Origin of the sequence: Halocella sp. SP3-1 (assembly GCF_003953885.1) — a bacterium.
GTDB lineage: Bacteria > Bacillota > Halanaerobiia > Halanaerobiales > DTU029 > Iocasia > Iocasia fonsfrigidae.
Genome location: NZ_CP032760.1, coordinates 2,557,976 through 2,583,818 on the forward strand (window position 1 = coordinate 2,557,976; position 25,843 = coordinate 2,583,818).

Annotated in this window: 35 protein-coding genes; 25 read left to right on the forward strand and 10 right to left on the reverse strand. The window is 31.8% G+C overall.

Translation table 11 applies throughout. From position 1 onward, the window contains the following. Positions 1–116 precede the first annotated feature (116 nt). The 12 genes from D7D81_RS12200 (at position 117) to D7D81_RS12255 (ending at position 9,507) form a co-directional block, all read left to right on the forward strand. On the forward strand, positions 117–932 hold the full coding sequence (locus tag D7D81_RS12200; protein ID WP_164522243.1) for a substrate-binding domain-containing protein: 816 nt from the start codon (positions 117–119) through the stop codon (positions 930–932). 127 nt (positions 933–1,059) lie between these two features. Beyond that, positions 1,060–2,433: a sigma-54-dependent transcriptional regulator gene (locus tag D7D81_RS12205; RefSeq protein WP_125990376.1), complete on the forward strand. Its 1,374-nt coding sequence runs from the start codon at positions 1,060–1,062 to the stop codon at positions 2,431–2,433. A gap of 8 nt (positions 2,434–2,441) precedes the next feature. Next, the gene (locus D7D81_RS12210; protein ID WP_125990378.1) at positions 2,442–4,577 is read left to right on the forward strand and encodes a sensor histidine kinase; all 2,136 of its coding nucleotides are present in this window, start codon (positions 2,442–2,444) and stop codon (positions 4,575–4,577) included. Positions 4,578–4,696: 119 nt separating this feature from the next. Further along, complete coding sequence (locus D7D81_RS12215) at positions 4,697–4,912, forward strand: hypothetical protein (protein WP_205739207.1); 216 nt, start codon at positions 4,697–4,699, stop codon at positions 4,910–4,912. Between the two features lie 74 nt (positions 4,913–4,986). After that, positions 4,987–5,190, forward strand: a complete 204-nt coding sequence (locus D7D81_RS12220; protein ID WP_125990382.1) for a hypothetical protein — start codon at positions 4,987–4,989, stop codon at positions 5,188–5,190. Beyond that, complete coding sequence (locus D7D81_RS12225) at positions 5,165–5,839, forward strand: hypothetical protein (RefSeq protein WP_125990384.1); 675 nt, start codon at positions 5,165–5,167, stop codon at positions 5,837–5,839. The genes D7D81_RS12220 and D7D81_RS12225 overlap by 26 nt, the downstream gene beginning before the upstream one ends. 408 nt (positions 5,840–6,247) lie before the next feature. Then, the gene (locus D7D81_RS12230; protein WP_125990386.1) at positions 6,248–7,120 is read left to right on the forward strand and encodes a GNAT family N-acetyltransferase; all 873 of its coding nucleotides are present in this window, start codon (positions 6,248–6,250) and stop codon (positions 7,118–7,120) included. Between the two features lie 217 nt (positions 7,121–7,337). Further along, positions 7,338–7,481, forward strand: a complete 144-nt coding sequence (locus D7D81_RS12235) for a DUF4386 family protein (RefSeq protein WP_286169650.1) — start codon at positions 7,338–7,340, stop codon at positions 7,479–7,481. Positions 7,482–7,534: 53 nt separating this feature from the next. Next, the gene (locus tag D7D81_RS12240) at positions 7,535–7,897 is read left to right on the forward strand and encodes a hypothetical protein (protein WP_164522244.1); all 363 of its coding nucleotides are present in this window, start codon (positions 7,535–7,537) and stop codon (positions 7,895–7,897) included. Positions 7,898–8,067: 170 nt separating this feature from the next. Next, positions 8,068–8,556, forward strand: coding sequence for a permease (locus tag D7D81_RS19925; RefSeq protein ID WP_125992122.1), 489 nt, complete (start codon positions 8,068–8,070; stop codon positions 8,554–8,556). Beyond that, positions 8,553–9,086: a permease gene (locus D7D81_RS12250; RefSeq protein WP_125990392.1), complete on the forward strand. Its 534-nt coding sequence runs from the start codon at positions 8,553–8,555 to the stop codon at positions 9,084–9,086. Before D7D81_RS19925 ends, D7D81_RS12250 begins: the two co-directional genes overlap by 4 nt. Positions 9,087–9,189: 103 nt before the next feature. Beyond that, positions 9,190–9,507 (forward strand): DUF3784 domain-containing protein, encoded by a 318-nt coding sequence (locus D7D81_RS12255; RefSeq protein WP_125990394.1) that lies wholly within the window; start codon positions 9,190–9,192, stop codon positions 9,505–9,507. A gap of 81 nt (positions 9,508–9,588) precedes the next feature. Here the strand turns inward: D7D81_RS12255 and D7D81_RS12260 are convergent, their stop codons facing one another. The 9 genes from D7D81_RS12260 to D7D81_RS12295 form a co-directional block, all read right to left on the reverse strand. Then, positions 9,589–9,801: a hypothetical protein gene (locus tag D7D81_RS12260; protein WP_125990396.1), complete on the reverse strand. Its 213-nt coding sequence runs from the start codon at positions 9,799–9,801 to the stop codon at positions 9,589–9,591. Positions 9,802–9,806: 5 nt separating this feature from the next. Beyond that, the gene (locus D7D81_RS12265) at positions 9,807–10,106 is read right to left on the reverse strand and encodes a hypothetical protein (RefSeq protein WP_125990398.1); all 300 of its coding nucleotides are present in this window, start codon (positions 10,104–10,106) and stop codon (positions 9,807–9,809) included. A gap of 64 nt (positions 10,107–10,170) precedes the next feature. Then, positions 10,171–10,443 carry a hypothetical protein gene (locus tag D7D81_RS12270; protein ID WP_125990400.1) on the reverse strand — a complete coding sequence of 91 codons (273 nt, stop codon included), beginning with the start codon at positions 10,441–10,443 and terminating at the stop codon, positions 10,171–10,173. A gap of 6 nt (positions 10,444–10,449) precedes the next feature. After that, positions 10,450–10,698, reverse strand: coding sequence for a hypothetical protein (locus D7D81_RS12275; protein ID WP_125990402.1), 249 nt, complete (start codon positions 10,696–10,698; stop codon positions 10,450–10,452). Positions 10,699–10,717: 19 nt separating this feature from the next. Next, complete coding sequence (locus D7D81_RS12280; RefSeq protein WP_125990404.1) at positions 10,718–11,011, reverse strand: hypothetical protein; 294 nt, start codon at positions 11,009–11,011, stop codon at positions 10,718–10,720. Between the two features lie 21 nt (positions 11,012–11,032). After that, positions 11,033–11,257 (reverse strand): hypothetical protein, encoded by a 225-nt coding sequence (locus D7D81_RS12285; RefSeq protein ID WP_125990405.1) that lies wholly within the window; start codon positions 11,255–11,257, stop codon positions 11,033–11,035. 89 nt (positions 11,258–11,346) lie between these two features. After that, complete coding sequence (locus tag D7D81_RS19575; protein ID WP_164522246.1) at positions 11,347–11,511, reverse strand: hypothetical protein; 165 nt, start codon at positions 11,509–11,511, stop codon at positions 11,347–11,349. Positions 11,512–11,551: 40 nt separating this feature from the next. Beyond that, entirely contained in the window at positions 11,552–11,791 is a 240-nt protein-coding gene (locus D7D81_RS12290) for a hypothetical protein (RefSeq protein WP_125990406.1), read from the reverse strand. Between the two features lie 53 nt (positions 11,792–11,844). Next, positions 11,845–12,030, reverse strand: coding sequence for a hypothetical protein (locus D7D81_RS12295; RefSeq protein ID WP_125990407.1), 186 nt, complete (start codon positions 12,028–12,030; stop codon positions 11,845–11,847). 133 nt (positions 12,031–12,163) lie between these two features. Between D7D81_RS12295 and D7D81_RS12300 the strand changes: the two genes are divergently transcribed. The 8 genes from D7D81_RS12300 (at position 12,164) to D7D81_RS12335 (ending at position 20,648) form a co-directional block, all read left to right on the forward strand. Next, positions 12,164–12,469 carry an antibiotic biosynthesis monooxygenase gene (locus D7D81_RS12300; RefSeq protein ID WP_125990408.1) on the forward strand — a complete coding sequence of 102 codons (306 nt, stop codon included), beginning with the start codon at positions 12,164–12,166 and terminating at the stop codon, positions 12,467–12,469. Further along, positions 12,466–13,665 (forward strand): iron-containing alcohol dehydrogenase, encoded by a 1,200-nt coding sequence (locus D7D81_RS12305; protein WP_125990409.1) that lies wholly within the window; start codon positions 12,466–12,468, stop codon positions 13,663–13,665. Before D7D81_RS12300 ends, D7D81_RS12305 begins: the two co-directional genes overlap by 4 nt. Positions 13,666–13,744: 79 nt before the next feature. Then, positions 13,745–15,376 carry a L,D-transpeptidase family protein gene (locus tag D7D81_RS12310; protein ID WP_125990410.1) on the forward strand — a complete coding sequence of 544 codons (1,632 nt, stop codon included), beginning with the start codon at positions 13,745–13,747 and terminating at the stop codon, positions 15,374–15,376. 74 nt (positions 15,377–15,450) lie between these two features. Continuing rightward, a complete protein-coding gene (trhA, locus tag D7D81_RS12315) occupies positions 15,451–16,086 on the forward strand; it encodes a PAQR family membrane homeostasis protein TrhA (protein WP_205739209.1) in 636 nt (211 codons plus the stop codon). 108 nt (positions 16,087–16,194) lie between these two features. Next, complete coding sequence (locus D7D81_RS12320) at positions 16,195–17,490, forward strand: DUF1015 domain-containing protein (protein ID WP_125990411.1); 1,296 nt, start codon at positions 16,195–16,197, stop codon at positions 17,488–17,490. Positions 17,491–17,679: 189 nt separating this feature from the next. Continuing rightward, a complete protein-coding gene (locus D7D81_RS12325; protein ID WP_125990412.1) occupies positions 17,680–18,768 on the forward strand; it encodes a DUF362 domain-containing protein in 1,089 nt (362 codons plus the stop codon). Between the two features lie 96 nt (positions 18,769–18,864). Further along, on the forward strand, positions 18,865–19,650 hold the full coding sequence (locus D7D81_RS12330; RefSeq protein WP_286169655.1) for a patatin-like phospholipase family protein: 786 nt from the start codon (positions 18,865–18,867) through the stop codon (positions 19,648–19,650). After that, positions 19,650–20,648 carry a YlbL family protein gene (locus tag D7D81_RS12335; protein WP_125990413.1) on the forward strand — a complete coding sequence of 333 codons (999 nt, stop codon included), beginning with the start codon at positions 19,650–19,652 and terminating at the stop codon, positions 20,646–20,648. Before D7D81_RS12330 ends, D7D81_RS12335 begins: the two co-directional genes overlap by 1 nt. 23 nt (positions 20,649–20,671) lie before the next feature. On the opposite strand, the gene D7D81_RS12340 is transcribed toward D7D81_RS12335, so the two are convergent. Further along, positions 20,672–21,946 (reverse strand): nucleotidyltransferase, encoded by a 1,275-nt coding sequence (locus D7D81_RS12340; protein WP_125990414.1) that lies wholly within the window; start codon positions 21,944–21,946, stop codon positions 20,672–20,674. A 198-nt stretch (positions 21,947–22,144) separates the two neighbouring features. Between D7D81_RS12340 and pta the strand changes: the two genes are divergently transcribed. From pta to fapR, 5 genes are all read left to right on the forward strand, one after another. Then, on the forward strand, positions 22,145–23,134 hold the full coding sequence (gene pta, locus D7D81_RS12345) for a phosphate acetyltransferase (protein WP_125990415.1): 990 nt from the start codon (positions 22,145–22,147) through the stop codon (positions 23,132–23,134). A gap of 18 nt (positions 23,135–23,152) precedes the next feature. Next, positions 23,153–24,352, forward strand: a complete 1,200-nt coding sequence (locus tag D7D81_RS12350; protein WP_125990416.1) for an acetate/propionate family kinase — start codon at positions 23,153–23,155, stop codon at positions 24,350–24,352. A gap of 91 nt (positions 24,353–24,443) precedes the next feature. Next, positions 24,444–24,932, forward strand: coding sequence for a YceD family protein (locus D7D81_RS12355; RefSeq protein ID WP_125990417.1), 489 nt, complete (start codon positions 24,444–24,446; stop codon positions 24,930–24,932). A 3-nt stretch (positions 24,933–24,935) separates the two neighbouring features. Then, positions 24,936–25,109, forward strand: a complete 174-nt coding sequence (gene rpmF / locus D7D81_RS12360) for a 50S ribosomal protein L32 (protein WP_125990418.1) — start codon at positions 24,936–24,938, stop codon at positions 25,107–25,109. 152 nt (positions 25,110–25,261) lie between these two features. Continuing rightward, positions 25,262–25,816 carry a transcription factor FapR gene (gene fapR / locus D7D81_RS12365; RefSeq protein ID WP_125990419.1) on the forward strand — a complete coding sequence of 185 codons (555 nt, stop codon included), beginning with the start codon at positions 25,262–25,264 and terminating at the stop codon, positions 25,814–25,816. The last annotated feature ends 27 nt before the right edge of the window (positions 25,817–25,843 follow it).

Consider the following 25,843-nt stretch of genomic DNA (forward strand, 5'->3'; position numbering starts at 1 on the left):
GGTTAAAAATGAAAAAAAAAATATTGTTAATATTATTATTATTATTATTTTTATTTTTCACTTCAACAAGTGTATCCACAGATATTCAACCAAAAATAAAAGTAGGAGTAAGTTTAATGTCTAACCAAGCTTTTTTCAAAGTTATGTTAGAAGCAATCAAAGAGGAAGTTGAAGTCAAGTTGAATGGGACTTTAATGGTTTCATATGCTGAACATAGTATTACTAAACAGATAGCTGATGTAGAGGAAATGATAGATAACAAAATAGATTTTTTATTATTTAATGCAGTTGATTCAGAAGCAGCTGAACCGGCTATTGTCATAGCTAAAAATGCAGGTATTCCTGTTGTTTGTCTTGATGTTGATGCAGTAGGTCCCCGTGATATATATATAGGTTCTGATAATTATCAGGCAGGGGTATTATGTGGGGAATATATTGTAGAAAGATTACAAGGTAAAGGGAAAGTTGCTATTTTAAATGGCAACCCTGTTTCTTCTGTACGTATGCGTTATAATGGTTTTATAGATGTAATTAAAAAGAACCCTGATATAAAGATAATTGCTGAAGAAAATGGCGATGGTGACTTTATAAAATCTGTAAATGCTACAGAATTAATATTAGAAAATTACAAAAAAATAGATGCAATTTATGCTGTTAATGATCCAAGTGCTTTAGGTGCTTTGGCTGCTGTTGAAGTTGCTAATCAGCAAAAGGGGTTATTTATAGTTGGTATTGATGGTTCTCCTGATGCTGTACAGGCAGTATTAAATCATACTGCATTTGCGGCTACTGCTGCTCAAGACCCTGCTAAAATAGGTCAACTTGGGGTAAAATATGGCCTAAAATTACTTGTTCAAGAAAAGGTTCCTAACACTTTTCCGGTTAAAGTAAAACTTATTAAAAACGATAATGCTAAAGGGTTTAGTTGGTAATATCTTTTTCTTTTCAATATAAAATCTTATTAATAGCATCAATATATTCTTGTAATATAGTACATTAGCTAGCAAGATTATATTAAATTAAAAAAGTTTCTATTTAAATTCTTAGGAGGATATTAAAGTGGATAACTCTATTTTAATAATAGATGATGATGCTGGCTTAAGAAATAGTCTCTCAGTATTTTTACAAAAGAATTCTTTTAATGTATACCAGGCCGCGGGGGCAAAAAAAGGTATCAATATAATTAAAGATAAAGATATTGACCTTGTTCTACTTGATATTCGTATGCCTAAAATTAATGGTATTGAAGCATTAAAAATGATTAAACAAATTAATTCTTCTCTTAATATAATTATAATTACGGGTTATGGTAGTATTGAAACTGCTGTTGAGGCAATGAAAGAAGGTGCATTTGATTATATAACTAAGCCATTTAACTTAAAAGAGCTAATTAATAAAATAAATAAAGCCTTAGAAATTAATTATTTAGTTGTTAGAAATAAATTAGAATCAAAGGAAAATAATATTAAAAAAAATTTTGATAATATAATCGGAAAAAGTGAATCTATGCAAAAAATATATAATTTAATAAAAAAAATAGCAAAAAATAATGTCACAGTTTTAATTCTCGGTGAAAGTGGTGTTGGTAAAGAGATGATTGCTAAGGCAATTCACAATCACAGTAGTAGAAGTGATGGTCCTTTTATCAAAGTGAATTGTGCTGCTCTTCCTGAATCTCTTTTGGAATCTGAACTCTTTGGATATGAAAAAGGTGCTTTTACAGGAGCAAATAAAAAGAAAAAAGGTATGTTTGAATTAGCAAATAAAGGAACTTTATTCCTTGATGAGATTGGAGATATGACTTTAGCTACTCAAGCCAAAATATTACGTGTTTTACAAGAACGTGAATTTAGGAGTGTGGGGGGAGAAAAATTTATTAAAGTTGACGTTAGGGTTTTAGCAGCTACTAATACTGATCTTAAAAAGGCTATTATAGAAAATAATTTTCGTGAAGATTTATATTATCGCTTAAATGTAATTAAAATTAAAGTTCCCCCTCTAAGAGAACGTAGAGAAGATATTCCCCTTTTAAGCACTTATTTTTTAAAAAAATATAGTAAAAAACATAATAAAATAATTGATGTATTAACTCCAGATGCTACTCATATATTGATGTGTCATGATTGGCCAGGTAATGTTCGTGAATTAGAAAATGTAATAGAACAGGCAATAGTATTGAGTGAAAATAATGTTGTTACATCCTTAGATTTTCCATCAGAAATCAGAGGTAGGGGATTTGATGTAGACGGAATAGAGAGCAAGGGGTTAAAAGATATTACTAAAAACTTAACCTCAGAAATTGAAAAAAAAATAATACTAGATACTTTGGTAGAAACAAATTGGAATCGTAATCAAACTGCAGAGATGTTAGAAATAACACCAAGAACATTATATAATAAAATTAAAGAATATAAAATTGATATGAACAGGTGAATATAGGTATGAAAATCACAACAAAGTTAATATTAATTACTATTATTATTGTATTGATCCCTATGATAATTACTGTTTATTTTATAAGTAATAATTTTAAAATTCAGAGTTATGAAGAAGCTGATTCAAAAATAATTAATACTATACAAGAAGTTATGAATCAACTTGAGGATTTAAAAAATAATTATGCTAATAAGGTGAAAGCCTTTGCAAATTCAAGAGAAATAGCCATGCCAACTTATATGCTATTTAAATATAATAATTATTTTGATCAAGCTGTTGAAGAACAATTAAAAAACTCTATTTCTAGTAGTAGTCTTTTATTTAATTTAGCATTGGATTTTGATGTGGTTGAAGTTCGAAGTATTAAAGAAAATAGTAATGTTATAATATCTATTCAAAATCAACAAAGGATCGTAAAATTTTTGCCTGAAAATAATATAAAGATAAATTATAAAAGAGAAAATGTTTTTTTCATTAGTAATAATAACAAATTAATTCTACATGCTCAAGCTCCAATAATTTGGAAAGGTAGTAGGGTAGGGATATTAATATTAAAAAAATATATTACTGGAGATTATTTAGAAACACTACAGATTGAACAGGATGTAAATATTGCATTGTTAGAAAATAATAAGTTTTTAGCAAGTACAATGCCTCAAGCGTTATTATCAGATCTTTTTTTTAAAAAAAATGGTGAACAGGATAAAATAATTAGAGGATATTATATTGAAAAGGAACCATATAATTTTGCTTATCATTCATTTCCTTTAAATGGTAGTAATGGTGGAAAATTATTGGTTGGAGTATCAACTCAAGATACAGTAAATAAAATTAATAATACTAAATCAATTGTATATCAAATAACTATTTATAATTTAATTTTATCAGTTATAATTATTGTTTTTATGTCAAATATGTTTACCAAACCAATAAAAAAAATGTCAGAGGTTACTAATGAAATAGTACGGGGTAATTTAGATAAACAAGTAGATTTTAAAAGTAATGATGAACTTGGTGAATTAGTTAAAAATTTTAACCAAATGGTAGTTTATTATAAAGGATCAAGGGATAATCTTTATCAAATGAAGGAATTTCAAGAAAATATATTAGAAAGTATTAAAGAAGGTATGATTGTTATAGATTATGATTGTGAGATAAAGTCTTTAAATAATGCTATGGTTGAGTTGTTTCAAATAACAAAAGGAACATATATAGGAAAAAAATTAAACAAATTACCTGGTTTTAATAATTTCAACGATGAATTTTGGGAAATAATCAAAGAAGAAGGCAGCTATGTAAAAAAAGATTTTCGATATCAAACTTCTAATAGGACATATGTTTTTAATATGCGAATATATCCCCTTACAAATTGTGACCATGAAATTTATGGTGCAGTTATTATTCTTGAAGATATTTCGAAAAAAATAGAATTAGAAAACCAAATATTATTAAATGATAAATTGAGCTCAATAGGGAGATTTACAGCAGGAATTGCACATGAAATTAATAATCCTTTAAGTAGTATTATTAATTATACTGAAACTATTTTATATGATGAAAGTAATGACACTAAACAAAGCTATTTACAAAACATTAAGAATGAGACAAAAAGAATTGCATCAATAGTACAAGGACTGTTGAATTTTTCTAGGCAATCAAAATCAGAGTTTGGTATTGTTAATATAATAGAGGTAATTCAACTTTCCTTACAAATATGTCAATATCAAAAGAATTATAATAAGTTTAAGATTGAAAAAGTATATCCAGAAAAAACACCTTTTGTAATGGGAAATTTCAACCAGTTACAACAAGTCTGTATTAATCTAGTTCTAAATGCTTTTGAATCTATGAATGAAGGTGATATTTTTAAAATAATAGTTAGAGTTTCTTCTGAAAGAAATCAAATAGAAGTTGAGTTTAATGATTCAGGGACAGGTATAGAATCGCAATATCTAAACAATATATTTGATCCATTTTTTACTACAAAAAATGAGCAAGGGGTAGGACTTGGTTTATCTATAAGCTATGGGATAATTAAAAATCATGGTGGTGATATTTTAGTAAATAGTAAGTACGGTGAAGGCAGTAAGTTCCTTATTCAATTACCTATTTGTAAATATAATAATAAGGTAGACATTTGATTAATTCAGTAAACAATTTTAGCCTCCCCCTTTAAGTTGGTATATTTATCAAATTTAACTATATTATATCATTTTTCCTGGAGGAAGTCAGTCAGCTTAAATATTTTATGAATCCAGTAATGACGAGGATTCATACATTTTACAAATCTACCTCAGCAGCATTCTTTGCTTTGACAATCAGCTCTTTAGGTCTGTTAGTAGAACTTGGTATTACTATGGGTATAGATATCTTAACTATTATGCTGGCTGTTTTCTTTATTCTCCCCTCTATTTTATATCTATGGGTGAATAAGCAAGGAAAAACAAAAACAGTTAAGAATGGAAGTTTAAGATAATTGGTAGGTCAGCAGTATTTTTTAACCGATAGAAATATCCAGTTATAATACTGATATTATTAATAAGCATTTTCATGGGATGGTATGGTGAGAAGACCAATGTATATTTGAATCTCAAGAAAATAGAGCCTCAGGGTCTGGATTCCATTAAAGTTATGGATGATATTTCAGATAAATACGATATGAGTAATGATGCGGTTATGTATATGACTAATAATCTGCTGGATACCTATAATTTAGCAGAAGAGTTAGATGATAAGTGTAAGTACGATAACTGATTATCTACCACCTGAAAGTATTCAAAAAAAGCGATTAAAAGAGTTAAGGAAAACAGGCATAAATGCTTTCATCGATAATCCACCAGTCTATCATAATATTGATAAAGGAGAATTGTTTAAGCAGTTTGAGCGTTTGAATGACAATATTATTGAAATGGGGCAGTTGTCTTATATGGCCGGTATTGATGAAATTGTTACTGTTACTGATCAAATTACAGGAACTCCCAATCAGGCAGGAATTCTACCTGCTATAATCAACAGGCTTAAAGAAGAAGGGTATAAGCATGAATATTTAAGTGATTCAGCGGCTTTATTTTATAGGCTTTTTTCTGAGAAAAGTAAGATTATGAAAGTATCAACTTTGCTAACAATAGTAGATTTACCTGAAGATATCAGAAATAGGTTTCTGAATAAAAAGGGGGATTCATTCCTGACCAGTGTTTATGCAAAGGGGAACCTCTGGGATAATATCAAAAAACCCTATGGCAAAAATTTTATTTATATGTTAAGAGATAAGGTTCCCCAGATAACAGGCTCACCAATATTTTTGACTATAATAACAACCATGGCTTCATTCGGAACACTAATGATTGCGAAATATAGGGGGATTTTCCGAATGGGCGTAACTTTGTTTATAGTTATAAATTAACAAATTTTTACTTATAAATATTGACATATTATTCTATGTAGTCTATAATAAAAATTAGCAAATTTAAATAAGGAGAATTAGTAGATGAAAATAGTTGTTTCTTAACCTAGCAGCTAATTTAATAAATTTGGAATTTTGTAGCCAAGGGGTTAGTATATCCTTTTTGTTCTTATTCCTATTTTTTGTTAAGAGCAATTGTTTTATATCAATATATAATAATTACGGAAAAACAATAACTATATTTTATAGTATGTTTTTGATATTATTATATTATCTATTCTGGTTTAGATTCAAAGACCTGTAAGGGAACAGTATGTTCTTTTACAGATCTTTTTTTATGGAGGAAAGGGAATTAAATTTATTTTAGAGAGATTTTTATAGCAATTTAAAAATGGAGGTTATTATTATATGGAATATAAGCTGTATGTTGACTATAAAAATATTGAGTGGTTGAGAAATGGTTTTTTTGATTTTTCACAGGGGGTTTTTGGTATCTCCTTTAAAGAATGGTATGAATATGGTTTCTGGAATGACAAATATATTTGCTATTCGTTAGTTGATAATAGAAAGGTGATTTCAAATGTTTCTATATCAAAAATGAAAGTTTTTATAGATGGTAGTTTAAAAAATGCAATTCAATTAGCCACTGTAGGTACTTTAAAAAATTATAGAGGAAAAGGGCTTTCAAGATGCTTGATGGAAAGAGTACTAGCTGAATATGAAGATAGATGTGACCTGTTCTTTCTCTCGGCAAATAATTCGGTAATAGATTTTTACCCTAAATTCGGTTTCCGCCGTATAATAGAATACAAATATACAGCTAGGAAACCAGTTATTCGGAATAAAGGTACTGCCAGAAAAATGAACTTAAAAGACAAAGACGATCTGACTATAATTCTGAACAGATCTCAGGGAAATATCCCATTAAGTAATATTTTTGATATATCAGATTATACCCATATCTTGATGTGGTATTTAGTGAATTTTTACAAGGAATGCATATGGTATATTGAAGACAAAGGGATTGTTGTTATATGTAAAGTACTAGACCGGACCTTACATGTCTTTGATATATTAAGTAAAGATAATTTTCAATTTCTTGATATTCTTGTTTATCTGACTACAGAAGAATTTGAACTGATCAGGTTTCATTTTACACCTGATAAGATGGGAATAGAGGTTAATAGTGAGCCTATTATGGATGATGACCCTTTCTTTGTACAGGGTAGTTTTAGCCTGAAAGGAAAAGAGTTTAAGGTTCCTCAATTGGCACAGACATAAATTGGAATGGGGAAAAAGATGAGATGTAATCGTAGCTGTACTCTTATTCTATTTTTGCAAAAAATATCAAGTTTTATGAGAGGTTATCTGATATACTGTGACTGTATATGTACAGAAAAGGAGTATCCATAATGAATTATTATGAGAGAGTTGGCAATGCAGCAATATTTTAGCTTCAGAAGGGTTGTTTCATTTTAGTATTTTTAGTTTTTTTATTGTGCTTATTCTTGATATAGTGGTAGCCTGGGGACTTTATATTTTGCTAAAACCAGTGAACAAAAACATTTCTTTGCTTTCAACCTGGTTTAGGCTGGTATATGCTGCAATTTTTGTCTTTGTCTTGACAGAAAACAGCGGCTAGCTTTTATTTTGGGGTCTGTTTTTTCTACAAATTCAAAAATTGCTGGAGAAATAATGGGAATTAGTCCGGTATATTATCGAAAGTTATTATCAAGAGCCAGGAGCCAATTGAAGTCTTATTTAGATGGGAGGTGCAGCTTATTAAATAAAAATGGCAGTTGTAAATGTGTTCATAAGACTAATGCTGCTATCAAAGCTGGATATATCAATCCAGACAACTTACAATTTGAAGCAGGATATGTAATGAAAGTAAAGGATTTTGTAAAGCAGTATTCCCGTAAGACTGAAGAGACATTAACTATACGTTTTGAGCAATTATTTAAAGAACAACCATTTTGGGAATCTCCAGACTATAAAAAATTTCTGAATCAAAAGATTAAAACAATGGAAATGGCCTGGAGAAATTTAAATAATTAAAGAAACTTTGTTATAAAACTTTTAGAAAAACAGATGGTTAATATGGAAACTGCTATAAGTCATCATTTCTGCTTTATCTTATGAACAAACGGGCTGTAAATGGTTCAGTTTCACAAATTACATAATATTGAAAATATTTTACTATGAATAAAGGGAGGATAAAGAAAAGCATGGACTCTATTTTTACTTATTTCCTGTATATTCTAACAGCTATTTTATTAATCTTATCGTTTAGAAAAGATAAAATAAAAACTAAACTGGCCTTAAAAAAGGCATGGAATATTTTTTTGTTTGTACTCCCACAACTCCTCTCCATCCTATTTCTTGTTAGTCTTTTACTTGCGGTCTTTGACTCAGGAACTATACAGAGTATTATTGGTGTGGAATCAGGTTTTAAAGGTATGATTCTTTCTTCAGTGTTTGGAGCTATTGTCTTAATTCCGGTTTTAGTTGCTTTTCCCATTGCTTCAGAATTAATGAAGAATGGTGCAGGATTAATGCAAATAGCAGTTTTTATTTCTACACTTACCACCGTCGGTTTTGTGACAATACCTCTGGAAATTAAATTCTTAGGAAAAAAAGTTACCTTATTGCGGAACTCTTTGTTTTTTCTGTTTGCTTTTCCCGTAGCTTTTATCATTGGAGTGGTGTTGTCATGAAGAAAATAATTAAAAAATACGTTTTTTTTCTTGTTGTTGTAGCAATTAATCTGTTTACAATGTTTTTCTATCCACAGGTAGAAAAGGATACCCTGATTTTTACAGGTAAAAACTTCATCAACTTTTTGTTTATGCTGACACCTATTTTCATTTGTATTGGACTGTTAGATGTATGGGTAGATAGAGAGACTATGATAAAAATTATGGGAGAGAAGTCGGGTCTTCAAGGTATTTTTGTAGCTTTCCTTTTAGGAGTGGCTACGGCAGTTCCTCTATATGCCTTATTACCGGTCGCAGGAATGATGTTGAAAAAAGGCAGTAAGATAGCAAATGTCCTTATATTTATATGTTCCTGTGCTAGTATCAGAATACCATTATTACTTTTTGAAGTTTCCTCTATGGGATGGAAATTTACGATAATAAGGTTTGTCGTAAATATATTTGTGGTCATTATCATTGCTTTTATAATCGAAAAAGTATTAACAGAAAAAAACAAAAAGTCAATTTATGATAAAGCTAAAAATATGTAATAATTACTTATGATATTAAAAATTTTCCTAATACCTATTTTCAATTGAGAATGAAAGTTACGTTTAAGGCGTATAATAACATTAAAAGTGGAGGAATTTATTAATGTTAATTGTTATTTTTATTATTGGTGCAATTTTGTTTTTTTTAGGGGTTATCATCTGGAAATATAACTTAACAAAAATAATCGCTGGCTATGATGAGGAAAAAACTAAAGATAAACAGGGATTAACAAAATGGGTTGGATTAAATTTAATTATTATGGGGGTATTATCAATTTTAATTAGTATTTTAGGAAAATGGTTTATTAATAATATCTCTTATTTTAAATCCGGTACTCCCTGGTTACTGTTTATCTTCTTTATTGTAATAATAATATTTAGTCTCTGGACTGTTTTGGGGTGTAAAAAGTACGAAAAGTAAAAGAATTATTTTATCTTTAAATTATTAATTACAGATAAGAGATTAAACCATTTTAGAATATAAATATATACTAAAATGGGATTATTTTGAGTTACTAGAATTTATTATTTTAATTATATTGTATAAATCTTTTTTATTAATATGACAGTTTTCAAGTAAAGAATTTGTAAATTCGATAGGGTTAGCTGATGAATAAAAATCTTTGTTTTTTTCTATTTCTTTTAATATTTTTTTATATAACTTTAAATCATCGACTTCTAGAAGATCCTCATAATTTTTTATATTGTCTTTCATTAATATTACTCCTTTTTGTGTTTTACAATACCAAAAATAGATATACCAGGTTTAATTTCAATTAATTCATATTCCTGGGCATTTATCCAGACATGACCTTTTTCATCCATATCAACTTCAAGTTCAGGTGCACCTTCTATTTTGAAATTTTCTAATCTATATGGGTCGATAAATATAAATACTGAATTGATCTGGTAGGCTGATATATCATTAACGTCTGTTAAATTGGCCTGGTTTGAAGCATTAATTAGAAATTTAGCAGAAGTATTTTCTATTGTATTACTATTTGACTTTTCCTTAACCATGTAAATCACCCTTTTTATATAAATATTTAATAAACAAAAATAATTTAAAAAATTTAAAAATATATTATCCTTTAGTTATTTTTTTGTCAGTATATATATAGATATTATCGTCATTAATATTATTAACACCATTTATTTCTATTTCGCCTTCCTTATTCAAAAAGATGGAGATTAAAATTTCATCTAATGAAGGAGGCTCAACAGATGAATCTGATTGATTAAGAAAACCTAACCCTAAAATAGTACCAAGGTTGTATTGGCATAAAATGGTTTTATTGGCATTGCATAAGTTGCCCTGGTTGGAAAAATTAAGGGCTAGGTATTTTTTTTTATTCATAGTAAATCACTCCATGTAATTATTAATAATTTTCTTTAATTTTTCTTCTTTTTGTTCTTTAGTTAAATTACTGTTGTGACCTATACTATAAAGTTGTTTCATTAAATCAAATGGGTTTATATTACGAACATTGTTATTAATGGTTATCTTATAATCACCGGCCTTAACTATACTTTTGGGACTCCCTTTTTTTTTGTCTGAACTATTAAGACTATGGGTTCTAACCCTACCATCATTAAGCTGATTTTGATTCACAATACTATCCCCCTATCCTCTAAAACTTGACTATCGTTTGTTCTTTTTTGTTTTTGTCAGCTATATCTTTTGCTATTTTACGCTCTCCAGGTTTAGAATTTTTTTGTAATTCTAGTAATCTCCTGGTATCTTCCCCCATATTAATATCACTATCTTTTTCCACAGAAATACTAAAATTTCTATATCTAGGGTCATTATCATCATATTCTTGGGCATCAATAAATACTCTTCCCTCTCTGGTAATTCTGATAGAAGAAGGAACATCATTATCTGCCTTTTTATTTAAGATCATAATCCAGTTTTTATTTAACATTTTTTATTCCTCCAATCCTTTTTAGTTATTAGAAACATTAATTTTAACTGTTGAAAAAGACTGAGTTATTACCGAATAAGCAGAGATAGTCATGTTAGATTGTTGATTATAGTTAATTTGATCTACTATATCTGATTGCATGAAAAGGTCACTTGTATCTGTTTGTTTCTTTTGAATACTATTTTGCTCATCGGTGATACTATTCTTTTTTTCGGTCACATTATAACTATTATTTTGATCTGACATAAAAAAACCTCCTGTTAAAACATATTTATAGTATAGTTTGTAAATAAGTTAGGAGCCCCTTATGTTAAATAAGAGGCCCAAATTATTTATTAGTGACAGTGATCTAATAATTCATCATTATCCTGATTGGTAGAGAATCCAAACAAGGCTTCAAGTTCAATGAAGAATTGTACAGCAAAGGCTACCAGTATTTGTTGTGCACTTTTATTTACAGCTTTTTGATTGATAACACTGGCTATAAATACATCACTCATTATTTTCTTACCTCCTTTTTAAAAAAGTCATGGATTTGGTCTAGATAAAATCATCAAATAGAGAACATAATATTGCTAGTTTCTTTTCTCTGCATTCTTCCTGATTAGCAGAAGACAGGCATTCAACTGCATCAGAAGGTTTAATTATTTTGGGATTAATTCCTGATTCAATACCATGACCTTCTACATCGATATTCAAAGGGTCTGCCATATCTATTCCTAACATATCATCCTTATTTGAATTTAACTTAATACCATCCTTTTCAAGTTTGATTTTCAAGGTTACTACTCCTTTCCATTATATTAATAGAATACTAGTTTTAAATTAATTAACTAACCAACTAACTTATCATTATCCTGGTTAGTGGCAAATCCAAATAGGGCTTCAAGTTCAATGAAGAATTGTACAGCAAAGGCTACCAATATTTGTTGTGCACTTTTATTTACAGCCTTTTGATTGATGACACTGGCTACAAATACATCACCACATTTTCCAGTGATTTTACCGGGTTTTGTCATGTTTTTTCCTCCTATACTCAATTTTGCTATTATATTATGAAAGATTAATTAAATGTGTGATAATATACTTTGATTTGCATAATAAAAGTGTTAAAATAATTATAAAGATTAATATTTAAGGGGGTATTACATAATGCTTGCCTATGTAGTGGAGGTTTATGTTAAAGAAAAACATATTGAAGGCTTTAAAAAAGCAACAATTGAAAATCATTACAATACTATTAAAGAAATAGGTAATTATCGTTTTGATGTTCTACAGAGCAAAGAAGAGCTGGGGCATTTTACTTTATATGAGGTTTATGAATCAGAAGATGCTGTTTCTGCTCATAAAGAGACTCCACATTATTTAAAATGGCGGGAGACTGTTGCTGAGTGGATGGCAGCACCACGTAAGGGAATCAAATATGATGTAATAACACCTAAGGATGCAGGCCAATGATAAATTCATTTGACTTTGCAGGGGTACCAACCATTAAGTTTGGAGCTGGTAATTTTAAAAAACTGGCTGACTTAGTATTGAATTATGGAGACTGTGTCCTGTTGATTACTGGTGGTAAATCATTAAAAAAATCCGGTAGATTAGCGGCTTTAATGGATATGCTGGTAGAGAAATCTATTAATCCTTTTGTTGAAAGTGTAAAAGGGGAACCATCACCTGGCTTGGTTGACGAAATTGTTGGTAAATATCGGAACAAATCTATAAATTCAGTAGCAGCTATTGGAGGGGGGAGTGTTCTTGATACAGGCAAAGCGGTCTCAGCCCTCTTGACTAAAGGAGATTCGGTAATGAATTATCTGGAGGGGGTAGGGGCAGGGAAGGTTCATGATGGAGAAAAAATACCGTTTATAGCTGTACCAACAACCTCTGGTACTGGGAGTGAAGCCACCAAAAACGCAGTTTTAAGTAGGATAGGGGATAATGGTTTCAAAAAATCTCTGCGCCATGATAACTTTATTCCTGATATAGCATTACTCGATCCAGAATTAACCCTTAACTGTCCGGCTGATATAACAGCCGCCAGTGGTCTGGATGCCTTAACACAGCTTTTAGGGGCTTATACCTCTATTGAGGCTTCTCCCTTAACAGATTCACTTACATATCAAGGGATAAAATATGCTGTCGAAGCAATAATACCTGTCAGTACGTCCCAGCTGAAAAACCTGGAGCTCAGATCAAAAATGGCTTATGCCTCACTTATTTCTGGTATTGCACTGGCTAATGCAGGCCTGGGGATTGTTCATGGACTGGCTTCTCCTATTGGTGGTTTTTTTGATATACCCCATGGTGTTGTCTGTGGAACACTCCTGGCTGAAGCAACAGCATTAAATATTAGTTTACTACAAGAGAAAGGTGGTAGTGAAGCAGATAAATATCTGCAGAAATATGCCCGGGTAGGGGTGTTATTTAGTAGTTGTGAAAATGAGTTATCCCTTTTAATGAATAGAGATAAGTACTGTGAAATTCTGGTTAATAAACTCAGGGACTGGATAGATAAACTGGCTATCCCTCGTCTGAGTGAATATGGAATTAGTGAAAACGATTTAGAGCGGATTATAGAAAAGGCCGGGATAAAGAATAACCCTGTAAAATTAAGTAAAAAACAGATAAGGGATTTGCTTAAAAAAAGGCTTTAAAATAAAACATACCTCCATATCTATCTTAATAAAAATATTATAGGCTGATAATAATATAGATAGATATGGGGGTAACAAAATGAAGAAGATTGTATTTTTAATGCTTATTTTCTTCATCATAGTAAATGTTTTTCTATTAAACTATATTGTCAAAGCAGAATTATTAAGTGACAGGATAATTCAGAGAATGGGAATACATGGTAATAACCATATTGAAGCCTTCAAAAGGATTGATAAGATTAACTCTGACTTATTAAAGGGCTTTTATAAACTAAGAAATTATCAACCTGCCTGGTGTAAGGAAACGAGAATATATCAAATTACTTATGATCTGCTTACAATTATTAAAAATTCTTATCAAAATGGTTTAAATCCAGATGATTATGCCTATACCTACCTTTATTATTTAATTAAAGGCCTTGAAGCTGATATAAATAATGATAAAGTGGAGCTGGATAGATTGCTTAAGCTCGAACTACTACTAACTGAAATATATTTTAAATTCAGTAATGACCTCTTATATGGTGTTAGTAAACATAAGGGATATGATCTAGGGTATCAAGAAATAGACCTCCCTGTTTTACTAAATAATGCGCTTGAAACAGATAATCTAAGGGAAACAATCAAAAATCTTGATCCAATACAACCGCTTTATGCCAGAATGCAGCTTGCTTTAAAGCGCTTATTAAAGATATTTAATGATGGCGGCTGGCCGCTTATTAGTGACAAAATTGAGTTAAAAAAAGGTGTTTGTCATCAGGCAGTTCTTGACTTAAGAGAAAGGCTTTTATTATCAGGTGATCTTAAACCTGAGAACAATCATGCAGGGTTATTATTTGATGATAAATTAGCAGAAGCAGTTGCTTTATTTCAGTTAAGACATGGTTTGCCTGCAAGCGAAATTTTGGATGAAAAAACCCTGACTGCTTTAAATACAAGTGTTGAAGAGAGAATCAGGCAGTTAAAAATAAATATGGATCGTTTAAGATGGCTTCCCCAAAAGAGGGAAGATATATATATAGTAATTAATATCCCTGATTTTAAATTAGAGGTTATGAAAGACTATTCCAGTATATTTGAATCAAGAGTAATTGTTGGGGATAAAAATAATCAAAGTCCACTTTTTAGGGATGAAATAGAATATATAGTAATAAATCCATACTGGAAAATAACTGATAATATCGCCAAATACGAAATATTACCCAAATTAAAGAATGATCCTGCTTATTTAGATAGGAATAAAATAAAAATTTTAGAAAGCTGGCATAATGATAGTAAAATAGTCTTACCAGAGAGTATAGAATGGCACAACATTTCCCCTGAAAAGTTTACTTATAAATTACGTCAGGAGCCTGGAATATTCAATTCCCTGGGACAGATTAAATTCATTTTCCCAAATAGTTATCAGGTTTATCTGCATGATACACCATATAAGTATTTATTTAATTATCCTGACAGGGCCAAAAGCCATGGCTGTATCCGGGTAGAAAAACCATTTTCTTTAGCATCCTGTTTACTGGGTAAGGACTGGGATGAGGAAGAAGTAGCTGAAATTATCAGACTCAATAAAAGAAAGGTTATTAATCTCAAAGAGAAAATCCCGATATATTTAGTATATTTGACATCATGGGTTGATGAAAATGGTATAATACAACACCGTGATGATGTTTATAATCTAGACCAAGAATTATATGAAAAACTTAAAATATGATAAAATATAATAGAGTTGTTTAGATTGTAGGGATGTAAGTAATGAGATAATATAATTTTAAAGGAGAAGATAAAATGAGTGATGAAATGAAATACTCTAAAGGTGAAGAGATTACTAATGCTATTCTTCATGGGATTGGGTTGGGACTGGCAATTGCTGCTCTTGTTATTTTGATAGTATTTGCTAATCATTACGGCAATACCTGGCATATAATTGGTTTTACAGTTTATGGTAGTACCCTGATTATTTTATATCTGTCATCTACCCTCTATCATAGTTTTCCAGCAGGAAAGTTAAAGAGAATATTCAGGATATTTGACCATTCATCTATATTTTTGCTTATTGCTGGTACATATACCCCCCTAACTCTGATTGCTTTACAGGGAACTCTGGGATGGACTTTTTTTTGTATAGTATGGAGCCTGGCTATCCTGGGAATAATTTTTAAGATATTCTGGATTAATAGGTTTAAATTATTTTCTACTGTTTTATATATATTGATGGGTTGGTTGATTATAATTGCTATTAAACCTTTATTAACGGCTTTAAATAACAAAAGTATTATTTTTTTGATAATTGGTGGAGGATTTTATACAGTTGGAACGATATTTTATTCCTGCCGAAGGATTAAGTATAATCATGCTATCTGGCACCTTTTTGTTCTAGCAGGCAGCATCTGCCATTTCTTTACTATTTTTTATATGCTCTAAAATACTAAGCATAATAATCCAGAACTTGACTAAGGTTTATTATTATGTTATTGTATGGTTGAATATTTATCAAAAAATAATTAGCATTTAATCAGGGGGAGATTATAGGTGGCAAGAGTTTATCCATTTAAAGGTTATTGTTATAATGAGGAGAAAGTAGGAGACTTAAATAAGATAGTTACTCAACCCTATGATAAAATAGATCAAAACAAGCAGGATTATTATTATCAAGAGAGTGATTATAATATAGTAAGGCTTATTCTGGCCAGGGAAGAGGGGGAACAGGATAGGTATCAGACAGCTGCCAGTTATTTGAATAAATGGGTTAAGGAAGATGCCCTGGTACAGGATAAGGAACCTGGATTTTATGCCTACTGGCAGGAATACAAAGTTGAGGGTAAGAAATATACCAGAAAGGGTTTTGTAGGTCTAGGTAAACTGGAAGGAGAAGAGGGTGTCAAGGCCCATGAAAATACCCTTGAAGGACCAAAAGCAGATAGGTTAAATCTTATAAGGGCTACAGAAGCAAATTTTGGGCATATTTTTATGCTCTATTCAGATCCTAAAAAAACGATCCTGGAACTGCTGGATAAGGGGGTAGCAGAACGTTCTCCTGCTATCAAAGTTAATGATGAAGATGGTAATACACACCTACTCTGGAAGATAACTGACCAGGTAATAATTAAAAACATTCAAGAAGCTATGATGGATAAGACCCTATATATTGCTGATGGTCACCATCGCTATCAAACTGCTGTTAATTATCGAAATGAATGCTATGCTAAAGGATGGCAGTCTACAGATAATGAGGGGTTTAATCATAGATTAATGACTTTTATAAACATAGATGATCCGGGATTAAACATACTGGCAACACATAGAATGCTCTATGGCCTTAGCAATTTTAAAATTGAGGATTTTATAGAAAAAGCCCGTAAAGATTTTATAATTCAGGAGTATGATCATAAGGATGATTTATTTGCAGTCCTGGATGATAATGAAGAACATATTTTTGGCTTTAAAGCCAGGAAAGATCAAAGATATTATAGTTTAAGGCTTGAAGATAATACAATTATGGAGAGATTTCTTGCAGAACGTTCAGCATACTGGAAGAATCTTGATGTTGTTATTCTTCATAAGGTAATCCTGGAACAATATTTGGGTATTGATGAACAGGCTCTTGCTGCTAAAAGTAATATAGATTATGTGCGTTATCGTGAAACTGCTTTAAATAAGTTAGCAGAAGGAAATTATCAGGCTGCTTTTATTTTAAATCCAACAAAAGTAGCTGAAGTGAAAAATATTGCAGATGAAAATGAAAGAATGCCGCAAAAATCAACGGATTTTTATCCAAAATTGCTGACTGGATTGGTAATAAACCGCTTGAATATCAAGAAGGATTAATAATCATTCTGGATAATAAATAATTTTTTAAGTAAAATAATAAAGTAATAAAAACACCCCGTCTTGCCTGGAAGGGGTGTTTTTCTCAAAATAAATTATAATTCTTTGAAATGGGTCTTAAAGCCTAAGCTTTATATATATCTTGCCTTATAAAATTAGAAAAGATATAATTATTAAAGGGTGATACTTATGCAAAAGAGACAGCTACATATTAAATATGGAAACAAAGCTAAGGATATGGTTTATGACCTGCTGGATAAACTGAATATAGCAAGTGATATTGACAAAAGAAATAGCCTGATTGGAATCAAACCTAATCTTGTACTGCCAAGCCCTTCAAATAAAGGGGCAACAACTTCTCCAGATTTAGTAGAGGGTATTATCAGGTATTTGCAGGATAATGGATATAATAATATAGTAATTCTGGAAGGTGCCTGGGTAGGTGCCAGTACTGAAAAAGCCTTTGAAGTCTGTGGTTATAATGAACTTTCCAGAAAATATAAGATACCTTTAATAGATTTAAAAAAAGACAAATATAAAAAAATCGATGTTGAAGGCCTATCACTAAAGGTATGTCAAAAGGCCTTAGAAATTGATTATTTAATCAACCTGCCGGTTCTCAAAGCCCACTGTCAAACACACCTGACCTGTGCCCTGAAAAATTTGAAAGGGTGTATACCGGATCCAGAAAAAAGGAGATTTCACCGTCTAGGTTTACATCAACCTATTGCGTATTTAAATAAAGTCCTGGAGAGCAAGCTGGTAATAGTTGATGGAATAATTGGCGATCTTACATTTGAAGAAGGTGGTAACCCTGTCCAGATGGATAGGATTATTATTGGACAGGACCCTGTTTTAATTGATACATATTGTGCAGCATTGATTGGTTATAGTAAAAATGATATATCATATATTGATATTGCAAATGAAATTGGTATTGGCAGTTCTAACCTAGAAGAAGCAGAGATTATTGAACATAATCCAGGATACAAATCAGATAAAGATTTTTATCATTCCACTCTGGTAAAAAAACTTGCCAGAAAAGTAACAGAGGATAAGTCCTGTTCTGCCTGTTACGGCAGTTTAATTCATGCCTTAAAACGCTTAGAAGAAAAAGGCATAGAACCAAAAGAAAAAATATTTATCGGCCAGGGGTTTAAAGGACTTTCAGAGTCAGGTATTGGTATTGGTAATTGTACATCAGGTTTTAGTAAGAATATTAAGGGTTGTCCACCTAGTGCAAAAGCAATTATTGATTATATTATCAGTCAACAATAACAGGCTATGTAATGTAATATTTTTATTTTGCAATCTGGTATATATTACTATATAATAATAAAATAATGTCCATTAAAATTACAAGGAGGGACATTAATGGACAGAAATCAGGAAATGAAGATAGGCTTAGCCCTGGGTGCAGGGGCTGTCCGCGGTTTAGCACATCTGGCTGTACTTGATGTATTAAAAAGAGAAGGTATTCGCATAGACTGTATTGCTGGTTGTAGTATAGGTAGTTTGATTGGTGGTGTTTATGCTGCTGGTTTACCAGTTAAATACATCAAAGAGCTTGCCCGTGAGATTGATTGGGACCATATTACCGATATAACCTTCCCCCGCCAGGGTCTTGTTAAAGGGGATAAATTTTTGTCTTTTCTGGAGCTGATAACCCAGGGTAAGAATATTGAGGACTTAAATATTCCTTTTGCTGCTATTGCCTGTGATATTGAACAGGGAGAACACATAGTTATAAAAGAGGGGTCACTGGCAAAGGCTATCAGAGCAAGTACATCTATTCCAGGTATATATGTGCCCTTTAAACATAAGGGGCGTTTACTGGTAGATGGTGGTGTTTTAGACACCATCCCAGTTTCAACTGTGCGTGATATGGGTGCAGATATTGTGATTGCTGTTGATGTTGGAGTAAAAAAAGTCAATGATAGTGTAAAGAATATTTTTGACATCTTATTTAATACATTTGATATTATGCAGCATGAACTGGAAAAACATAAAACACTTGCTGCCGATATAATTATTAGACCGGATTTAGCTGATTGTTCAGGTTTTGACCTGGATCAGGTAGATAAATGCCTATCGGTTGGTTATAGTGCTGTTGAAGATATTTTACCTGATTTAATAAAGCTAATTAAGGAGAGGATTTAATGTTTAAAAGGAACGGTTTAGCCAGCAAGTTATTTGGTTTATTAATTATTTTTTTTATTATAATTAATTTTATACCTGCTAATCAGATGATTATGGCACCAGGGATTGCCCAGGAATTGTCACCAATGGTTACTGTTGAGAATGGTTATAAAAATGAAAGCAGGGGGGCTTTTATGCTTACTGCTGTTTCAACCCAGCCGGCTTCCCTCTGGGATCTTATATATGTTTCATTAAAAAAACCCAGGGGTGTAGAAATAGAACCAATGGAGAGGCATATTCCACCTGGTATGGATATGAACGAATATCTTAAAATTATGAAAAGGTATATGGAAGACAGTAAGCTCAAATCCCAGGCTGCTGCTTTTAAAGAAGCAGGTTTTGATATTACAATAAAAAAGCATGGTGTAGTAGTTGAACAGGTGCTTGAAGATGGTTCAGCTAAAGGTAAATTGAAACAAGGAGATGTGATTATAGTTGTTGATGGCAAGCCTATCAAGGATGACCAAGATACAGTTGATTTTATACGGGAACATCAGATAGGCGAAGATGTAGAAATAACTGTTGAACGTGATGGTAAAGAAATTGATTATACTATGAAAACAGTTGAAACAGAGTCTAATCCTGGTAAGGCTTCGATAGGTGTCATGATATTTACAAACTATTCTTATGATTTCCCAAGAAATGTTATATTTGAAACCGATAATATTGCTGGTTCTTCTGCTGGAGGGATGTTTGCCCTCGAAATATATAATCAGCTTCTGGAAGAGGATATTACCAAAGGACGGAGAATTGCAGGGACTGGGACAATTGACCTTGAGGGAAATATTGGTGTTATAGATGGTATTGTACAAAAGGTTATTGCTGCAGAAGAAAATAATGCTGAAATATTCTTTGTTCCAGTAGAGAATTATGAAACGGCAGAAAAAACCGCTACTAAAATGAAAGTAGTTTCTATTGAAACCATAGGTGATGCTATTAATTATTTACTTAATAATTAAATATTAATAATTAAATATTACCTTTACTTTACTTTTATCAGTGGTGTTGTAAAATCCCGGTGACCTTTACGTTCTCTTTTATTTGGATATAATAGTGAATAAATATCACTGGCCATAAGATCATAACTAAGTGATTTTATTAGGGGGTCATTACTTTTAGTATTAATAGACCTTAAAAAGCGGGCAGGTTTTATTATTACAGGCAGTGAGGATTTACCAGTTAACTTTGAAAGTATTTTTTCACCCTGTTTATTTAACCCCAGTATCCGGAGATATTGGGGTCCTTTTTTGTCTAAAAACTCAAAATCTCTCTGTCTTATATCAAATAAAATATGTAGTAAATTGCGTTCTATCCTGGTTCTAGTAAAAGACCTGGTTTTAATATTTTCAATTAACTCTTCTAAATCACCTGCCTGGTGTGCGGCCTCATATATCCTGTTCTCAAGCCCGGTGTTTATTTCTGCAAATTCAATAAGGTCATCTGGTCTCAGTTTCCTAAGTGTTGCTAAAATTATTGCTCCTAAATACTCATTTTTCATTGCTATTTTTTGATTTTTAACCCACTTTTCCAAAATTTGATAGCTCTCTGCAGGAAGATAATCAGTAATAGCTGAAAGGCCTTGATTAAGAAAGCATTCTCTGATAGCTGTAGCACTGGAAATCTTATTGTTAATAGCTTTAGCATGGTAATTTTGCCCCTGTCTTTTAATAGTCAGAGGGGTTAAACTGCTGTTGAGTTGAGATATTGCTTTAATATATTCAATTCCTAAAATGTTATTTGGTTCCATAATAATTTCTGTAATTTCTTTAATGTTAGATTGATAATTATTACTACCCTTCAGTTTCATAAAGTCAATAAGTGCTTTTTCCCGGGCATGTGGATAAGATAGACCGGTAGTCAGGTATGATTTTATCCTCTCAATAAAATACTCATCTTCGTTTAATAGTATACTGGCTATTTCTTTTAAGGGTTTTAAATTACCACTTTCACTACCAAAGACAATATTTTTAACTATATTTGTATTACTGAGTAGTTCTACAGCACCTCTTGCAAAATACTCTGCACTCCTTATTCCATATACTAATGGTAGCTCAATAATCAAGTCTACTCCATTTTTGATAGCCATATGAGTTCTGGCCCATTTGTCCAGTAGAGCAGGCCTACCCCGTTGCATAAAATTCCCGTTCATAACACAAATAACGCCATCACTGTTTGTTATTTCCCGCGCCTTTTTTAAATGATAGAGATGCCCATAATGAAAGGGATTGTATTCGGTTATAATACCTAATATATTCATCGATAAACCACTTCCTGACTAAATAATTAAATCCTATTTATAAGATTGATTGATATATCTTAATTTTTTGATAAGTTTTTCTTTTGATTTTACAAAGGATAATTGCTGTTATTGTAGTATTATATAAATGATATCAGAAAAATAATCATTATACAAATTATACTAGGGAGAAAAAACTTATAAAAAGGGGATGTGTGAATGGATTTATTAACTACTTTTAAAAAAAGGGCTAGAGAGAACAAAAAGAGTATTGTTCTGCCTGAAGGTACTGAGCCAAGAGTAATTAAGGCTGCAGCCTCAATACTTAAAGAGGGATTAGCGGAACTTATTATCCTGGGTAAAGAAGAAGAGATTATGAGTATTGCCCAGAAAGCAAGGGTAAGTATTGATGGTGCTGTTTTAATTAATCCTGGAGAGTCAGAATTAATTGAGGAATTTACAGATATCTTTTTTGAATTAAGAAAACACAAAGGGATTTCAAGAGAAGATGCGAGTAGACAAGTAGTTAATCCCCTCTATTTTGGTACTATGTTAGTGCATACTGATCAAGCTGCTGGAATGGTTGCTGGTTCCATAAATGCGACTGGTGATGTATTAAGACCTGCCTTTCAGATTATTAAGACTAAACCTGGTATTTCAGTAGTTTCTGGTGCTTTTATAATGAATGTGCCGGACTGCCAGTATGGCAGTGATGGTGTTTTTCTTTTTGCTGATTGTGCAGTAAATCCGGCTCCTGATGCAGAGCAGCTGGCTGAAATTGCTGCTTCATCAGCAGAAACAGCTGAAACTCTATTAGGGCTAGAATCAAGAGTAGCTATGCTTTCTTTTTCTACAAAGGGTAGTGCTAAACATGATAATGTAGATAAAGTAGTAGCAGCAACAAAAATAGCCAGAGAAAAAGGAGATTTAATCATTGATGGAGAATTACAGGCAGATGCTGCCTTGGTTGACTCTATTGCCCAGACAAAATCACCTGATAGTGATGTGGCCGGGAAGGCAAATGTACTTGTTTTTCCTGATCTACAGGCTGGTAATATTGCTTATAAACTGGTACAGAGGCTGGCTAATGCTGAAGCAATTGGTCCAATATTACAGGGTATAGCTAAACCAATCAATGATCTATCAAGAGGTTGTTCGGTGGATGATATTGTAAATCTAGTTTCTATTACATCAGTTCAGGCTGAATAAAATCGGGGAGTGAAAAAAATGAAAATTTTAGTATTAAATAGTGGGAGTTCTTCTGTAAAATATCAACTAATAGACATGGATAATGAGTCAGTCCTGGCTAAAGGGGTAGTTGAAAGAATTGGTATTACTGATTCTGTTCTTGAACATGAACCTGCAGACAGAGAAGAAATTGTTATTAAAGAAGATATACCAGATCATGCTGCTGCAATTAAAATGGTAATTGAGGCCCTGTTAAATGAAGAACATGGAGTTTTAAATGATATTGATGAAATTAATGCTGTAGGCCACCGGGTAGTACACGGAGGGGAAAAGTTTGCTTCGTCAATTTTAATTGATAAAGAGGTTATTAAAGAAATAGAGGATGTTTCTGATCTAGCACCTTTACATAACCCACATAATTTGACCGGTATAAGGGTTTGTAATGATCTGTTAGAAGATAAACCACAGGTAGCTGTGTTTGATACTGCTTTTCATCAGACAATGCCCAATAGGGCGTTTATGTATGCCCTGCCATACGAATATTATGAGAGATATGGTATCAGGAGATATGGATTTCACGGAACATCACATAAATATGTGGCCCAAAGGACTTCTGCCTTAATGGACAGACCACTTGAGGATTTAAAGATAATTACCTGTCATTTAGGCAATGGAGCCAGTATTACTGCTATAGATGGTGGTAAATCTATTGATACCAGTATGGGTTTAACTCCCTTAGAAGGACTTATGATGGGAACCCGTTGTGGTGATATTGATCCAGCAATTATACCCTTTGTTATGGAAAAAGAGGGTTTAACGATGGCAGAAATGGATAGTATAATGAATAAGAAGAGTGGACTTTTAGGTGTATCTGGTATTAGTAGTGATTCAAGAGATGTTGAAGCAGCAGCAGGAGAGGATAATAAAAGGGCAGAAATTGCCCTTGAGATGTTTGACTATAGGGTTGCCAAATATGTAGGGGCATATGTTGCAGCTATGGGAGGTGTAGATGCTATTGTATTTACAGCTGGTATAGGTGAAAATCAAAAAAGAACCAGAGAAGATGTAATTAATAATCTTAAATTCCTCAATATAAAATTAAATAAAGAAGCAAATAATTCGAGAGGAAAAGAGATATTAATCTCAACTGAAGACTCCAGTGTCAAGGTGTTTGTAATACCTACTAATGAAGAGCTGATGATTGCCCGGGATACTCAGGAAATAGTGTCTGCTTTATAAACATGGATAGCTGTAGGCCAATTTGTTCTTGACAAGTATATATAAGTTTCTTATAATTAAATATGGTCGCAAATTAAAGGTGGAATTAATAATGTTAATTGATTTAAGCAGTCTAAAGGAAGTGGGGAGTCGTAAAAGTATTGATAGAAAGATAGAACTCCCTGATCTTTCATATAGAGAACAGGAGATAGGCATACCTTTTCCCTTAGATCTTAAATTAGATATGTATAATACTGAAGATTCTTATACCCTGACAGGGAGCCTGGCAGGAAATCTTGTCTTAACATGTTCACGTTGTCTGGAGAGATTTGAATATAAGATAGATATTAAGATTAATGAAGAACTAATGAAAGATGAGATAAATAATATTAGTGAATTTGATATAAGTAGTATCTTAATAGAGCACATATTATTAATCATCCCCATTAAACCTATTTGTTCTCAGGACTGTAAAGGCCTCTGTGTCCAATGTGGTCAAAATCTTAATGAGGGAGAATGTGATTGTGAAAAGGATATTATAGACCCTAGAATGGCGAAACTTAAAAAGCTTTTTGATGATAAAGATAATGAGGAGGTGTAAAAAATGGCTGTACCAAAGAGAAGAACTTCGAAATCTCGCAAACGCAAAAGACGTACTCACTGGAAATTAAATGCTCCTAATCTTGTGGAATGCCCACAATGTCATGAATTAAAATTATCTCATAGGGTATGTCCAGAATGCGGCTATTACAAAGGGAAAGAGGTAGTAGCAAAATAATTGTGATGAATTTATAAAAGGTGACCGTTTAGTGGTCACCTTTTTTCATAGTAATCATAATATAGTAAATAATTTTTTTCTTGAAATAGTACCTTGTATAGCTTATAATATAAGAGACAGTGTTAGTACCAGGTCATAATAGGTGGTCATAAATGAAGATATCCAAAAGAGAAAGACAGAAATTATTAAAAAAGACATTAAGTGCTAATCCTTTATTAACTGATCGTGAATTGTCTGAGAAATTTGGAGTAAGTATTCAGACGGTCAGATTAGATAGATTGGAGCTTGGTATACCTGAAGTAAGGGAGAGGACAAAGTCAGCTGCTTCAGCTTATGCCCGACTGAAATCTGTTAATGAAGGCGAAGTTATTGGTGAATTAATTTCACTTGAACTGGATAAGTCTGCTGAATCACATCTTATTACCACCAAGGAGATGGCTTTACAGAGGAGTGAAATTGTACGTGGGCATTATCTGTTTGCTCAGGCCAATTCACTGGCTGTTGCAGTTATTAATGCTAAAGCGGTATTGACTGGTAGTGTTAAACTCAGGTTTCATAATGTTGTAGAGATCGGTAATAACATTAAAGCCAGGGCAGTTGTGAAAAAGAAAATTAATAATAAATACTTTATTGAAGTAAACATTTATAATGCTGATGAAATTGTTTTTTCTGGAGAATTTATTATGTTTGCACAAATGGAGGGATAGACTATGAGAATAGTAATTGATGCTATG